This window comes from Phenylobacterium soli, from assembly GCF_003254475.1.
GTDB classification, from domain to species: Bacteria; Pseudomonadota; Alphaproteobacteria; order Caulobacterales; family Caulobacteraceae; genus Phenylobacterium; species Phenylobacterium soli.
The window spans coordinates 19,392-32,858 of the sequence record NZ_QFYQ01000001.1 but is presented as its reverse complement, the minus strand read 5'-3'; the positions used below and the strand labels follow the sequence as shown (position 1 = coordinate 32,858).

Below are 13,467 nucleotides of genomic sequence, written 5' to 3'. Positions count from 1 at the left end.
GAGGTGTCGCGTAGCGACGGAGGGGGCTGCAGCCATGAGCGTCGGACGCCCTGCCGTTCAGCCCCCCCAGTCCGTCCGGGGACAGCTCCCCGTGAGGGGGAGCCTTGGCCTCAGCGCTTGTTGACGAAGTCCAGGAAGCGCTGGCGCAGGCTGGCGTCGGTCTTGAAGACGCCGGTGAACTGCGTGGTGATCGTCGAGACGTGGCGGTGGTGCACGCCGCGCGTGGTCATGCACTGGTGCGCCGCGTCGATCAGCACCGCCACGCCCGCCGGGCGCAGGCTGTCGGTGATGGCGTCGGCGATCTGCTGGGTCATGGTCTCCTGGGTCTGGAGACGGCGGGCGAAGATCTCGACCACCTTGGCCAGCTTGGAGATGCCGACCACGCGGTTGGTCGGCATGTAGGCGACGTAGGCCTTGCCCAGGAACGGCGCCATATGGTGCTCGCAGTGGCTCTCCACCTCGATGTCGCGGAGCATGACGATGTCGTCGTAGCCCTGCACGTCCTCGAAGGTGCGGGAGAGTTCCTTGGCCGGGTCGAGCTTGTAGCCCTCGAACCATTCGGCATAGGCGTCGACGACGCGCTTGGGCGTGTCGATCACGCCTTCACGGCGGGGATCGTCGCCGGCCCAGGCGATCAGGGTGCGAACGGCCTCCATCGCTTCTTCGCGCGTGGGGCGCTTCACGGCTTCAAGATCAAGGTCAGAGGATCCGACCAGGGTTCGGTCGCGGATGGCGTCCATGTGTGAGAGCGGTTCTTTCCAGGGCTGAGTTGCGCCGGGACGACGGTCCCGGAAATGACGCGTGCCACCCTTTCACTTGGATGGGAAAGAGCCCCGAGAGTTCCCGTGGCTTCCCGTCCGGGCGAACTGTATATGGGCTGCCCGCCTTGCCCGGCAACTGTTCCGCTGGGTCAGCCCGCTCACAAGACTGCTCAAAATGACCTTGAAGCTCTACGACACCATGGCCCGCGAGAAGCGGGACTTCGCCCCCGCCGACCCCAAGCGGGTGACGATGTATGTGTGCGGGCCGACGGTCTACAACTTCGCCCACGTGGGCAATTTCCGGCCCGTCGTGGTGTTCGACGTGCTGTTCCGCCTGCTGCGCTTCACCTACGGCGAAGAGGCGGTGCTCTACGCGGCCAACGTCACCGACGTGGACGACAAGATCAACGCCAAGGCCGCCGAGGAAGGCGTGCCGATCGACACCGTCACCGACCGCTACCTCGAGGCCTACAACGGCGATGCGGAGAAGCTCGGCGCCCTTCGGCCGACCTTCCAGCCGCGCGCCACGCGGACCATGGACCAGATCATCGACATGATCGGCCGGCTGGTGCGCAACAACGCCGCCTACGCCGCCGAAGGCCATGTCCTGTTCAACACCCAGGCCTACGCCGAGTACGGCAAGCTCTCCGGCCGGCCGCTGGAGGAGATGATCGCCGGCGCCCGCGTCGACGTCGCCCCCTACAAGCAGAACCCCGCCGACTTCGTCCTCTGGAAGCCCTCCAAGCCGGGTGAGCCGGTGTGGGAGAGCCCCTGGGGTCCGGGGCGTCCCGGCTGGCACATCGAGTGCTCGGCGATGATCGAGCAGACCCTGGGCCTGCCCATCGACATCCACGGCGGCGGCATCGACCTCGTCTTCCCGCACCACGAGAACGAGCGCGCCCAGGGCGTCTGCGCCACCCACGACCACACCTACTCGCGGTTCTGGCTGCACAACGGCTTCCTGAACTTCGGCGAGGAGAAGATGTCGAAGTCGCTGGGCAACGTGGCGCTCGCCCACGAGCTGCTGAAGGCCTACCCCGGCGAGGCGATCCGCTGGGCCCTGCTCGTCGGCCACTACCGCGCGCCGCTCGAATGGAACGCCGACCTGCTCGACCAGGCCAAGCGCTCGCTCGACCGCCTCTATGGCGCGCTGGAGCGGGCGAAGGACGTGGAGGCCGCCACCGACGTGCCGTCGGCCGCCTTCGTCGCCGCCCTGGAGGATGATCTCAACACCGCCGCCGCCATGGCCGAGCTGTTCGGCCTGGCCTCCCGGCTGGAGACCGCGAAGGGCGAGAACAAGGCCCGCGCCAAGGGCGAGCTCCTGGCCTCCGCGCGGCTGATGGGCTTCCTCGCCGCCGATCCCGACAGCTGGTTCCAGGGCGGAGTGGACGAGAGCGTCAAAAGCCGCATCAATGAGCTGGTCGCCGCGCGCGACGCCGCCCGCCGCGCCAAGGACTGGCCCGAGGCCGACCGCATCCGCGGTGAGCTGGCGGCGTTGAACGTGGAGGTTCTCGACGGGCCGACTGGGGCGACCTGGCGCCTGAAGGAGCAAGCCTGATGCCCATCGCCCCGCCGCCCCAGCTCAAGGCCGGCCTCTTCGCCCGCAACGTCGGAGCCGGGAAGAAGGACGACAAGAAGAAGGACGCGCCCAAGGCCGCCGGCCCCAAGGGCTTCCCGATCGAGCATCGCATCGGCGTCCAGGCCCCGGCGGAGGTGATCTGGAACATCGTCTCCGACCTCGAGCGCTGGAGCGAGTGGAACCCGCTCTATCCAAAGGCGGCCGGCGCCATCCGCATCGGATCCCAGCTCACCCTGACCCTGGCCCTGCCGGGCCAGGCCCAGCGCCAGATCCAGCCGGTGGTGCTCGAGTGGGTGCCCAATGAGCAGCTCCACTGGCGGCTGACCATGCTCGGCGGGCTGGTGAACAACGTCCGCTACATCGAGATCGAGCAGCTCGCCGAGGAGAGCTGCATCGTCTCCAACGGCGAGATCTTCGGCGGCCTCATGGGCCCGACCGTCGCCAAGTCGCTGGGCCGCGCCGTGCACCGCGGCTTCCGCGAAATGAACGAGGCGCTCAAGGCCCGCGCCGAGGCGCACTGGAGCGCCGCCAAGGGTTAAGCCCTGACCTCAGGAGGCGAAGATGGCGGACGAGGTGAAAATTCTGGGATTTGCCGGCAGCCTCCGGCAAGGATCGCTCAACCGGGCCCTCTTGCGGGCGGCCCAGGCCGCCGCGCCCGGCGGCATGTCGATCGAGATCTTCGATCTGGCGCCGGTGCCGCTCTACAATGGCGACGTGGAGGCCGAGGGCGATCCCGCAGGCGTCGCCGCATTCAAGCGGGCGATCCGCGCGGCTGACGGCGTCCTGATGGTGACGCCCGAGTACAACCACGGCGTCCCCGGGGTGATGAAGAACGCCGTCGACTGGGCCTCTCGCCCGCCGCAAGACGCGGCCCTGAGCGGCAAGCCGGTCGGGATCATCGGGGCTTCCCCCGGCGCGACGGGTTCGGCCCGTGGCCAGAGCCAGCTGCGCCAGGCTTTCGAGTTCACCAATTCCTTCTGCATGCCTCAGCCGGAGGTCCTGGTGTTCCGCGCGCACGAGAAGTTCGACGCCGAGGGCAAGCTGACCGACGAGGCGACGGCGAAGTTCCTCGGCCGCTATCTCGAGGCGTTCAAGGCCTGGGTGCTGCGCTTCAATGGCTGAGCTGCGACGGCGCGGCGGTTTGACAGACGCGCTCCGGACCCCGACTTAAGGGCCATGATCGACGACCTCTATTCGGCCAAGGTGCTGGCGCTCGCCGCCAACCTGCCCCGGCTCGGCCGGCTGGCGGAGCCCGACGGCTCGGCCGAGAAGGTCTCCAAGCTGTGCGGCAGCCGGGTCATCGTCGACGTGAAGCTCGACGGCGACCACGTCGCCGACTTCGCCCAGGAGGTGAAGGCCTGCGCCCTCGGCCAAGCCTCGGCCTCCATCCTCGGCGCGCACGTCATCGGCGCCGGCGCCGAGGAGCTTGAAAGCGCTCGCGATCAGTTCCGTTCTATGCTGAAAGAGGGCGGTCCGCCGCCCGGCGGACGTTTCTCGGACCTCGCGATGCTCGCGCCTGTGAAGGACTATCCCGCCCGCCACGCCTCGACGCTGCTCGCGTTCGATGCAGTGTGCGAGGCCGTCCGCAAGGCCCTTGGGAACCATGGGGCGCGAACTAGCCCCGCCGGCGCGGCTTGATCCTCTCGGACGCCCGGCGTAAGCGCTGGGCGTCACCTCGAAGACCGCAGCCGGCATGACCTTCTACGAGAGCTGCGTCAGGGGCGCGCTTCGCGCCTACAAGCTGACGCTTTCGCCGCTGATCGGGCGGCAGTGCCGGTTTCTTCCGACCTGCTCGGAATACGCCGCCGACGCCCTGATCGGCCACGGCCCGTGGCGCGGGAGCTGGCTCGCCGCCCGCAGGCTGTGTCGCTGTCATCCCTGGGGCGGATCGGGCTATGACCCGCCGCCGCCTCCGCGCCGAGGGGCCAAGGACGGTCCGGCGCGCACCTGGACGTGTGAGACATGATCGAACTGGTTTTCCCCGACGGCTCCAAGCGCAGCTTCGACAGCGGCGTGACGGGGCGTGAGATCGCCGCCGGCATCTCGAAATCGCTCGAGAAGAAGGCGGTGCTGGTGAAGCTCGACGGCGAGCTTCTCGACGTCGACCGGCCGCTGGAGGCCGGCGGCAGATTCGAGATCCTGACGCGCGAGAGCCCCGAGGCCCTCGACACCATCCGCCACGACGTCAGCCACATCATGGCCGAAGCCGTGCAGGAGCTGTTTCCCGGCACCCAGGTGACGATCGGCCCGTCCATCGAGGACGGCTTCTATTACGACTTCGCCCGCGCCGAGCCGTTCAGCCTCGACGACCTCGAGAAGATCGAGCAGCGGATGAAGGAGATCGTCGACCGCGACGAGAAGATCGTCCGCGAGGTCTGGGACCGCGACGAGGCCATCGCCCACTTCAAGTCCATCGGCGAGGACTACAAGGCCGAGATCATCGGCGGCATCCCTGCGGGCGAGCAGGTCAGCGTCTATCGCCAGGGGAACTGGAAGGACCTCTGCCGCGGTCCGCACCTGCCGTCCACCAAGGCGGCCGGCAAGGCGTTCAAGCTGACGAAGCTCGCCGGGGCCTACTGGCGGGGCGACTCGCGCAACCCAATGCTGCAGCGGATCTACGGCACGGCCTGGGGCACGGAAGCCGACCTCGAGGCCTACCTGCACCGCATTGAGGAGGCCGAGAAGCGCGACCACCGCAAGATCGGCCGGGTCATGGACCTCTTCCACATGCAGGAAGAGGCCAAGGGCATGATCTTCTGGCACCCCAAGGGTTGGACGCTCTACCGGACGGTCGAATCCTACATGCGCCGCCGGCTGGACGCCGATGGCTACGAGGAGGTCAAGGCGCCCCAGATCATGGACCGCGAGCTCTGGGAGAAGTCCGGCCACTGGCAGAAGTTCGGCCAGAACATGTTCACCTGCGAGACGGAGGAAGGCGAGGTCCTGGCCGTCAAGCCGATGAACTGCCCGGGCCACGTCCAGATTTTCAAGCACGGCCAGAAGAGCTACCGCGACCTGCCCCTGCGCATGGCCGAGTTCGGGGCCTGTCACCGCTACGAGCCGTCGGGCGCCCTGCACGGCATCTTCCGCGTGCGCGCCTTCACCCAGGACGACGCGCACATCTTCTGCCGCGAGGACCAGATCGAGGAGGAGTCGACGAAGTTCGTGCGCCTGCTCGAGAGCGTCTATCGCGACTGCGGGCTGGAGCTGCACGCGGTGAAGCTGGCCCTGCGTCCGGAGCAGCGCTTCGGCACCGACGAGATCTGGGACGTCGCCGAGGCCAAGCTCGAGCGGGCGGCCAAGAACGCCGGCATCGCCACGGTCGAGCACCTGCCCGGCGAGGGCGCCTTCTACGGCCCCAAGCTCGAGTTCCACCTGCGCGACGCCATCGGCCGCACCTGGCAGTGCGGCACGCTCCAGCTCGACTACGTCCTGCCCGAGCGTCTCGACGCGGAGTACGTCGCCGAGGACGGCTCGAAGCAGCGTCCCGTCATGCTGCACCGGGCGATCTGCGGCTCGATGGAACGCTTCATCGGAGTGATGATCGAAAACTACGCTGGCGCGTTTCCCCTGTGGTTGGCTCCCGTTCAGGTTGTGGTTGCGACCATTACTTCGGACGCGGACGATTACGCCCACGAGGTGGCGGCGATGCTCAAGGCACAGGGGCTGCGGGTCGAGACGGACCTGCGCAACGAAAAGGTCGGCTACAAGGTGCGCGAGCACAGCCTGGCCAAGGTCCCGGTCATCGCCGTCGTCGGCCGCCGCGAGGCGGAGGAGAAGCGTGTCGCCCTGCGGCGGCTCGGCTCGGATCAACAACAGGTTGTGGACCTCGCGGACGCCGCAAAGGCGCTTGCCTTGGAGGCGACTCCGCCCGATCTTGCCTCATGAGCTTGGGACGGGGGGCCGTTCCCGCAGGGGTTTTCAGGGTGATCGGGGCAAGGGAGGCTGGATGAACGGCATCGCCGCACCGATCGTCGCCGCCGAGCCCGTCGAGGCGCCGGACTTCCTGGCGCCCCGGCGGAAAGTCTCGGTCGTCATGGTCGTCTACATGACCGGAGAGGCCCTGACCCAGAGCCTGGAATGCGTCCTGCGCGACCCCCTCGTCGACGAGCTGGTGGTGGTCGACAACGGCTCCACGCGCACCGAGGCCGAGGCGCTCCGGCGGCTCGCCGCGCGTGACGGTCGGGTGCGGCTGGTCACGGGCCACGGCAACATCGGCTTCGCGCGTGGCGCGAATCTCGGCGCCCGCGAGGCGGTGGGCGACATTCTCGTCTTCCTCAATCCCGACGCCTTCCTCCAGGGCGGCTGCGTGGCCGAGTTGGTCCGCGGCCTGGAGGCGGGCGCTTCGCCGTGCATCGTCGGCGGCCGGGTGCTGAACGCCGACCGCACCGAACAGCGCGGCGCCCGGCGCGGCGACATCACCCCGGTGAGCGCGCTGATGTCGCTCAGCCGCCTCTCGCAGCGGGTGCCGGGCTGGCGCCGCTTCGAGGTGCACTGGGAATCCGACGAGACGCCGAAGGAGCCGGTGGCGGTGCCGACCATCTCCGGCGCCTGCTTCAGCATGCGCCGCGAGGACTTCGACGCGGTGCAGGGCTTCGACGAAGGCTATTTCCTGCACGTCGAGGACGTCGACCTGTGCTGGCGCGTGCGCCAGCAGGGCGGCGAGGTGCTGTTCCATCCCAAGGCGGAGGTGATCCACCTGGGTCACACCAGCCACGCCAGCCCGATCCGCGTCGAGCTCTACAAGGGCCTCGGCCTCGCCCGCTATTTCCGCAAGCGCGCCGATGGCGTCGGCGCGGCGCTCCTCGCCTGGCTGCTGTCGCCGGTGATCGTCTGCACGGCGGTTGCCCGGCCCGTGCTCTGGCGCCTCACCGGCCGCGCGGCCTGACGGCCCGCGTCCCGAGTGATCCCCCGCTTCCTGAGGCCGCTCACCCATCTCGCGCCGCACCGCGTGCGCCGCGCCGCCATGGGCGCCATCGAGGACCTCAAGAGCCTTCCCGCCCGTCTCGTCGATCCGGAGCGGCGCGCCGAGCCCTGGTCGGTGATCCACCACGTGGGTCACGGCGGCTACGCCGCGACCGGCCGTTACCTGGCCGACCTTCTGCGGACCCAGGCGGGCTTGGTCGGGACCGAGGAGGTGCTCGACATCGGCTGCGGCACCGGCCGGGCGGCGCTGGGGCTCTCGGCCCTGCTGGCGGCCTGCGGCGGCGGCTATCTGGGGTTCGATGTCTCGGCGGCCGCGATCGCCTACTGCCGCCGGCGCTTCGCCGACGAGCCGCACCTGGCCTTCGCCCAGCTCGACGTCCGCCACCCGGACTACAATCCGACAGGCCGGCTGGACGAGCTCTCCGCGGTGTTCCCCGCGCGGGACGGCGCCTTCGACGTGGCCCTGGCGGCGTCGGTCTTCACCCACCTGCGCATGCCGGCCGTCCGCCGCTACCTGGGCGAAGCCCATCGCGCCCTTAAGCCGGGCGGCCGCTTCGTCTTCACCGCCTTCGCCCTCGAGACGGGCCGGGAGCGGAGCGCGACCTTCCCCTTCCAGCCCTTCGACGCGACCTCGGAGGTCGCCCAGCCCGATGCGCCGGAGGCCGCCATCGGCCACTACCGTCCGGCCCTGGAGCAGGCGATCGCAGAGGTGGGCTTCCGCATCGCCAGGTTCGAGCGCGGCGACTGGGCGCCCGGCGCCACCTACGCCGGCGGCCAGGATCTCTACGTCGTGGAGAAGGCCTAGGCCGCCTGCGGCCGGGGGAAGCCGCCGGCCCGGCTGACCGAGGCGGTCGGCGCCTTGCCGAGCAGGTTCGAGACCCAGCCGGCCGTCGCGATCAGGGCGTCGAGGTCGTAGCCGGTGGAGAAGCCGGCCCGCTCCAGCATGTAGACCAGGTCCTCGGTGCCGATGTTACCGGTGGCGTTCGGCGCGAAGGGGCAACCGCCGAGGCCGCCGCAGGAGGCGTCCAGGACGTCGATGCCGGCCTCGACGCTGGCGTAGGCGTTGGCCAGGCCCGTGTTGCGGGTGTCGTGGAAGTGCATGCGCAGCTTGGTGTCCGCGGCCACCTTGCGCACCGCCTCGATGCGGCGGCGCACCAGCCACGGATCGGCCACGCCGATGGTGTCGGCCAGGGCCAGTTCGTCCACCTTGGCCTCGACCGCCGCCTGGGCGATGCGCACCACCTGCTCGTCCGAGACCTCGCCGTCGAACGGGCAGCCGAAGGCCACCGAGATGGTCACGCTGATCGGCGGGCCGCCTTCGGCGTGCTTGCGCGCGGCGATGGTCCGCATGGCGGCGACCTGCTCCTCGACCGAGGCGCCCTGGTTGCGGATGCCGAAGCCGTCGCTGGCGCAGACCACGATGTTGGCCTCGTCGCACTCGGCCGCGACGCAGCGATCCCAGCCGCGCTCGTTGAGCACCAGGCCGATGCGGGACCGGCCGGCCTGATGCGGCAGGGCGGCGGAGATCTCCTCGGCGCCGGCCATCTGCGGCACGCGCTTGGCGTTGACGAACGAGACGGTCTCCATCCGCCGGGCGCCGGCGGCTTCGAGCCGGTTGATGAACTCGAGCTTCTGATCGATCTCGAGCAGGGTCTTCTCGTTCTGCAGGCCGTCGCGGGGGCCGACCTCGACGATCTCGATGTGGCGGCTCATGGCTGGCCTCCTTGCGCGCCCTCGGGCGCCTTGTAGATCCGAAGGGTCATCTTGTGACCGCTCGAATAGTCGAGACCCTTCACCTCCGCCACCAGGTCTGCCCTTGCGTGATCCGCCTTCAGCGCCTGCTGGAAGGCCGGCTCCTCGCGCGTCTCGACCACCGCCGGGCGATGCTCGGCGATGGCCTGGGCGGCCTCTTCCGGGCCGCCGAGTTCGGTCTCGGTGCCCAGGGCGAACACCAGGCTCGGCTCGGCGTAGCCGGCCACCGCGACCGGGGCGTCGGCGATCCCCTGCCGAGGCAGGAGCCGGGCCTTGCCCATGGCGGCCTCGGTCCGCTTCGACAGCCAGAGCGGGTCGAGCCGCGGCGCGAGGCCGGCCGCCAGGGCGGCGTGGCCGAGGAGGCCGAAGCCCAGCGCCGTGGCGACGGCGGGAAGCGGGCTCGTCTTCCTCAGCAGCATATAGGCGCCCCCGAGCCCCGCCGCAGCGAGGCAGGCGGCCGCCAGGATCGCAAAGGCGAGGTCGACGCCCTCGCCGTAGAGGCTGTCGAGATAGAAGACCGCCCCCGCCAGCAGCGCCCCGAACAGGCCGGCCAGAATCGCGCCGGCGATCTTCACCCGCTTGCCCAGGGGTTCGACCAGGGCCGCAGCGGCGAGCCAGCACACCGCGCCATAGGCGGGCAGGGTGTAATGGACGAGCTTGGTCGGCAGGAGTTCGAACACCAGCCAGGTGGGGATCAGCCAGGCGAGGGCGAAGCGCACCCCCGGCTCGGCCCGGCGCCGCCAACCGGTGACCAGAGCGGCGGGGAGCAGCAGGGTCATGGGGAACAGCAGCAGCGGCGCCAGCAGGGTGTGATAGCCGGGCGGCGCGCCGTGGGTCTCCTGGCCGCCGGCCAGCTTGGGGGCCAGGTCGCCGCCCACGGCCTTGCTCCAGAAGCCGCCGTCGGTCGCCACCGTCACAGCCCCGGCCCAGGGGCCGACGATCAGCAGGAAGACGATCAGGCCCCAATAGGGGCGAAGCTTGGCCAGCCAGCGCGGGCGTCGCTCCATGGCGAGCAGCATCAGGATCGCCAGACCGGCGACCATCGGCCCGACCGGGCCCTTCACCAGGGCCGCGACGCCCATCGCCGCCCAGAAGGTCATCGCCACGCGCCGGCCGGCGGACGGTCCTTCGCGCGCCGAGGCGTAGAGACGGGCCAGCGCCGCCATGGCCAGGGTCGTGGCCCCGCAGAGCACCGCGTCGGTCTTGGCGATCATCGCCTCGGTGGAGAGCAGGAACGTCGTCCCCAGCATGGCGCCGGCCAACAGCCCCGCCTCGGGGCCGAAGAAGGCCGCCGCGCCCCAGGCGCAGGCCGCGGCCGCCAGCATGGCGCCCAGCAGCGAGGGGATGCGGTAGGCCCAGATGTCCCGCGCCTCGGGACTAGAGAGCAGGCTGACGCTCGCCGCCTGCAGCCAATGAATGCCCACCGGTTTCTTGAAGCGCGGCTCGTCCTGGTAGCGGATCACCACGAAGTCGCGGCTCTCCAGCATCTGGGCGGTGGCCTGGGCGAATCGCGACTCGTCGCGGTCGAGCGGCGGCACGGCCAGCAGGCCCGGGAGGCCCGCCAGGAAGGCGATGAACGCCGCCGCCGCCGGCCCCCGCCAGCCGCGGCTCCACTTCGCCAGTTCAGCCTGAAGCGTCATTGGCCCCTGATAGCATGATCCTTCCCAAGGCGACCTTTTCCGCTATGGAGGGGCATGGCCCGATCCGCCGCAAACGCAGCGCCGCAAGTGTCCCCTCAGATCTCCGTAGTCGTCCCCGTGTTCGATGAGGAGGGCGCGGCGCCGGCCCTGGCGCGCGAGATCGCCGCCGCCTTCGCGGGCCGCAGCTACGAGATGGTGTTCGTCGACGACGCCAGCCGTGACGGCACGCGGGCCGCCCTCAAGGCCCTGCAGGGCGAGATTCCGCAGCTCCGCGTGCTGGCCCACCGCAAGAACGCCGGCCAGAGCCGCGCCATCCGCACCGGCGTGATCGGCGCCCGCGGCGAGGTGGTCGTGACCCTCGACGGCGATGGCCAGAACGATCCGGCTGACGGGCCCAAGCTGGTGGACGCCCTGCTGGCCGGTCCGCCGGAGCTCGCCCTCGTCGGCGGCGAGCGCGTCAAGCGCCAGGACAGCCAGGCCAAGAAGATCGCCTCGCGCGTCGGCAACGGCGTCCGCAAGCGGCTGCTCAAGGACACCGCCAACGATACCGGTTGCGGCCTGAAGGCGTTCCGCCGCGAGGCGTTCCTGCGGCTTCCCTACTTCGACCACATCCACCGCTACCTGCCCGCCCTGATGCTGCGCGAGGGCTATGAGACCGCCTTCCTGCCGGTGCACCACCGCCATCGCCAGACGGGCGTCTCCAAGTACACCAACCTCGGCCGGCTCTGGGTGTCGCTGTCGGACCTGATGGGCGTAATGTGGCTGCAGTCGCGGGCCCGCAACCCGGTCGGGGTCGACGAGGTCTAGGCCGGCACGCGGCCCAGCACGTCCTGGGCGGCGGTCAGGCCCGCCTCCATCCGACCGGCCAGGTAGTCCGCGACAGCGTCGGGAAGCACGTCGGCGGTCCAGACCAGGCGGGACTTGCCGCCCGTCTCGTCCAGCACCTGGAACGACGCCGAGTGGTGGGCGAAGCGCTCCGTCTGCACCGAATAGGCGAGGCGGCGATGGGCGTCGTCGCGCCCGAGGAACAGCTCCTTCACCACCATGCCGTCGCCGAAGGTGACCATGCGCGCGCCCTCGACCAGCTCGACGTCTGTGACGAAGCCGGGGGCGAAGCGGCGATGGACCGCCCCGAAGTCGGCGACCGCGTCCCAGACCGCGGCCGGCGCGGCGTCGACGACGATTTCCCTGATGATGCTGGCCATCGCCGTTCTCCGTTGCTGAGGCCCGGAGAATGGCCGCTGCGCGATCGCCTGGCTGGCGGGAAACGGACGGGGTCAGGCCGTCAGTTGAAACGCTTCAGGTGAGGGCGCTGAGGATCAGGGCGACGACGGCCACGTCGATGATGCGGAAGGCGATCTGGCTCATGCGCGGCCCCTTGGTCCAAGTGTGCGAACTTGGTTAAGCAAGACCGGTGCCAGACGGATCCGGATCGCCCATGGCCCTCTTCTTCGACGCGGAATGGTTCGACGCCCGTCTCGGTGAGCGCGGCCTCTCGCGCGCCGTCCTGGCGGCGGCCGCCGGCCTGAGCGAGGCGGACCTCGCGCTCGTCTTCAAGGATCAGCGGGAACTTTCCGCCCAGGAGGTGGCGTGTTTCGCCGAGCTGCTCGGCGTCGCGGCGGCCGAAGTCGCCGACCGCGCGGGGATCTCGACGCCCTTGCCGGGCGCGGCCTCGCCGGAGGCTCGGATCGCGGCGCTGGAGCGGCGAGTGGCGGCCCTGGAAGCCGCCCTGGCGGCCCTGAAGGAGGCCTAGACCTCGGTCCTGGCCTTGCAGCCCTTGGGCGCGCGGCGGTCCTTGGCGCCGGACCATTCGGTGCGGTTGTAGGTCACCCGGGCCGTGTCGAAGAGCTCCGGCCCGGCGCGCAGGCCGCGCTTCTGGCCCTCCTGGCCGATCAGGTGAGCGGCGAAGGCGGCGTGGGCGTCTGTGTCAAAACGGGGCTCGACGCGGACGACCCGGTCCACCGGCACGGGCAGGCGAACGACCTCGGCGGAGGGGGCTTCCTCGGCCTCCGTCTCGGGCTTGGCGGCCCTCTTCAGGAGGTCCGCGCGTCGGATCGGGTCAATTCGGGACATCATGCCTAACGAATTGCAAACCCTACGCCACCGTTGCGTGCGGAGCGAGTCCCTGAACGTTTGACGTTTGCGCTCAGCGCTTGGTCGCGAGCTTCTCGATCTGGGCCTGCATCTCGGCCATCTGCTTGCGCAGTTCCCCGAGCGCCTCGTCGGACGACGGCTCGGCGGCCTTGGTCGCCGGCGGCGGCGCGGGCTCCTCCGGCTTCGCATAGGCGAAGGGCGAGAACATCTTCATGGCGCGGTCGAAGAGCGCCAGGTTCTGGCGGATCTGCTCCTCGTAGGCGCCCATCATCCCGCCCTGCACGCCGGCGGGGCCGCCGGTCGGCGCCATAGAGGAGAACTGGTTGCGCATCCGCTCCTGCTGGTTGGCGAAGGTCGCCAGGCTCAGCTCCAGGTAGGAGGGCAGGAACGCCTGCAGGGAGTTGCCGTAGAAGCTGATCAGCTGGCGGAGGAACTGGATCGGCAGCAGGCTCTGCCCCTGGCTCTCCTCCTCGAAGATGATCTGGGTCAGCACCTGGCGGGTGATGTCCTCGTTGGTCTTGGCGTCATAGACCACGAAATCGACGCCCTTCTTCACCATGTCGGACAGGTGCTCGAGGGTGACGTAGGAGGACGAGGCGGTGTTGTAGAGCCGCCGGTTCGCATACTTCTTGATGACGACGCGCTCGCCCTGCGGCGCATCGGTCCCTTGGGTGTCGGCCATCCCAATTCCTTGTCGCGGGCGGCGTCTGGGGTC

The 13,467-nt window shown here is 69.9% G+C and carries 16 protein-coding genes; 10 read left to right on the top strand and 6 right to left on the bottom strand.

Features of this window, described 5'->3' with window-relative positions; translation table 11 throughout:
- Positions 1-110: 110 nt before the first annotated feature.
- A complete protein-coding gene (folE, locus tag DJ017_RS00185) occupies positions 111-740 on the bottom strand; it encodes a GTP cyclohydrolase I FolE (RefSeq protein ID WP_111526812.1) in 630 nt (209 codons plus the stop codon).
- A 196-nt stretch (positions 741-936) separates the two neighbouring features.
- Between folE and cysS the strand changes: the two genes are divergently transcribed.
- From cysS to DJ017_RS00145, 8 genes are all read left to right on the top strand, one after another.
- Positions 937-2,319: a cysteine--tRNA ligase gene (gene cysS, locus DJ017_RS00180; protein ID WP_111526811.1), complete on the top strand. Its 1,383-nt coding sequence runs from the start codon at positions 937-939 to the stop codon at positions 2,317-2,319.
- Entirely contained in the window at positions 2,319-2,879 is a 561-nt protein-coding gene (locus DJ017_RS00175; RefSeq protein ID WP_165830479.1) for an SRPBCC domain-containing protein, read from the top strand. The genes cysS and DJ017_RS00175 overlap by 1 nt, the downstream gene beginning before the upstream one ends.
- 22 nt (positions 2,880-2,901) lie before the next feature.
- Positions 2,902-3,462, top strand: a complete 561-nt coding sequence (locus tag DJ017_RS00170; RefSeq protein ID WP_111526810.1) for an NADPH-dependent FMN reductase — start codon at positions 2,902-2,904, stop codon at positions 3,460-3,462.
- Positions 3,463-3,516: 54 nt separating this feature from the next.
- Positions 3,517-3,978: an iron-sulfur cluster assembly scaffold protein gene (locus tag DJ017_RS00165; RefSeq protein WP_111526809.1), complete on the top strand. Its 462-nt coding sequence runs from the start codon at positions 3,517-3,519 to the stop codon at positions 3,976-3,978.
- Positions 3,979-4,033: 55 nt separating this feature from the next.
- On the top strand, positions 4,034-4,306 hold the full coding sequence (gene yidD / locus DJ017_RS00160; RefSeq protein WP_111526808.1) for a membrane protein insertion efficiency factor YidD: 273 nt from the start codon (positions 4,034-4,036) through the stop codon (positions 4,304-4,306).
- Entirely contained in the window at positions 4,303-6,228 is a 1,926-nt protein-coding gene (gene thrS / locus DJ017_RS00155; RefSeq protein WP_111526807.1) for a threonine--tRNA ligase, read from the top strand. The genes yidD and thrS overlap by 4 nt, the downstream gene beginning before the upstream one ends.
- Positions 6,229-6,289: 61 nt before the next feature.
- Positions 6,290-7,228 (top strand): glycosyltransferase family 2 protein, encoded by a 939-nt coding sequence (locus DJ017_RS00150; protein WP_111526806.1) that lies wholly within the window; start codon positions 6,290-6,292, stop codon positions 7,226-7,228.
- Between the two features lie 15 nt (positions 7,229-7,243).
- Positions 7,244-8,071 (top strand): class I SAM-dependent methyltransferase, encoded by an 828-nt coding sequence (locus DJ017_RS00145; protein ID WP_111526805.1) that lies wholly within the window; start codon positions 7,244-7,246, stop codon positions 8,069-8,071.
- Here the strand turns inward: DJ017_RS00145 and DJ017_RS00140 are convergent.
- Complete coding sequence (locus DJ017_RS00140) at positions 8,068-8,979, bottom strand: hydroxymethylglutaryl-CoA lyase (protein WP_111526804.1); 912 nt, start codon at positions 8,977-8,979, stop codon at positions 8,068-8,070. The two genes, DJ017_RS00145 and DJ017_RS00140, sit on opposite strands and share 4 nt — an antisense overlap.
- A complete protein-coding gene (locus DJ017_RS00135; RefSeq protein ID WP_111526803.1) occupies positions 8,976-10,658 on the bottom strand; it encodes an ArnT family glycosyltransferase in 1,683 nt (560 codons plus the stop codon). Before DJ017_RS00135 ends, DJ017_RS00140 begins: the two co-directional genes overlap by 4 nt.
- Before the next feature lie 54 nt (positions 10,659-10,712).
- Here DJ017_RS00135 and DJ017_RS00130 point away from each other — a divergent pair, with 54 nt between their 5' ends.
- Positions 10,713-11,465, top strand: a complete 753-nt coding sequence (locus tag DJ017_RS00130) for a glycosyltransferase family 2 protein (protein ID WP_111526802.1) — start codon at positions 10,713-10,715, stop codon at positions 11,463-11,465.
- Here DJ017_RS00130 and DJ017_RS00125 read toward each other — a convergent pair.
- On the bottom strand, positions 11,462-11,863 hold the full coding sequence (locus tag DJ017_RS00125) for an SRPBCC family protein (protein ID WP_111526801.1): 402 nt from the start codon (positions 11,861-11,863) through the stop codon (positions 11,462-11,464). The genes DJ017_RS00130 and DJ017_RS00125 overlap by 4 nt on opposite strands.
- Before the next feature lie 233 nt (positions 11,864-12,096).
- Between DJ017_RS00125 and DJ017_RS00120 the strand changes: the two genes are divergently transcribed.
- The gene (locus tag DJ017_RS00120; protein ID WP_111526800.1) at positions 12,097-12,411 is read left to right on the top strand and encodes a DNA-binding protein; all 315 of its coding nucleotides are present in this window, start codon (positions 12,097-12,099) and stop codon (positions 12,409-12,411) included.
- Here the strand turns inward: DJ017_RS00120 and DJ017_RS00115 are convergent.
- A complete protein-coding gene (locus DJ017_RS00115) occupies positions 12,408-12,731 on the bottom strand; it encodes a hypothetical protein (protein WP_226999959.1) in 324 nt (107 codons plus the stop codon). The two genes, DJ017_RS00120 and DJ017_RS00115, sit on opposite strands and share 4 nt — an antisense overlap.
- Positions 12,732-12,804: 73 nt before the next feature.
- Positions 12,805-13,434: a polyhydroxyalkanoate synthesis repressor PhaR gene (gene phaR / locus DJ017_RS00110; RefSeq protein WP_111526799.1), complete on the bottom strand. Its 630-nt coding sequence runs from the start codon at positions 13,432-13,434 to the stop codon at positions 12,805-12,807.
- Positions 13,435-13,467: the final 33 nt, after the last annotated feature.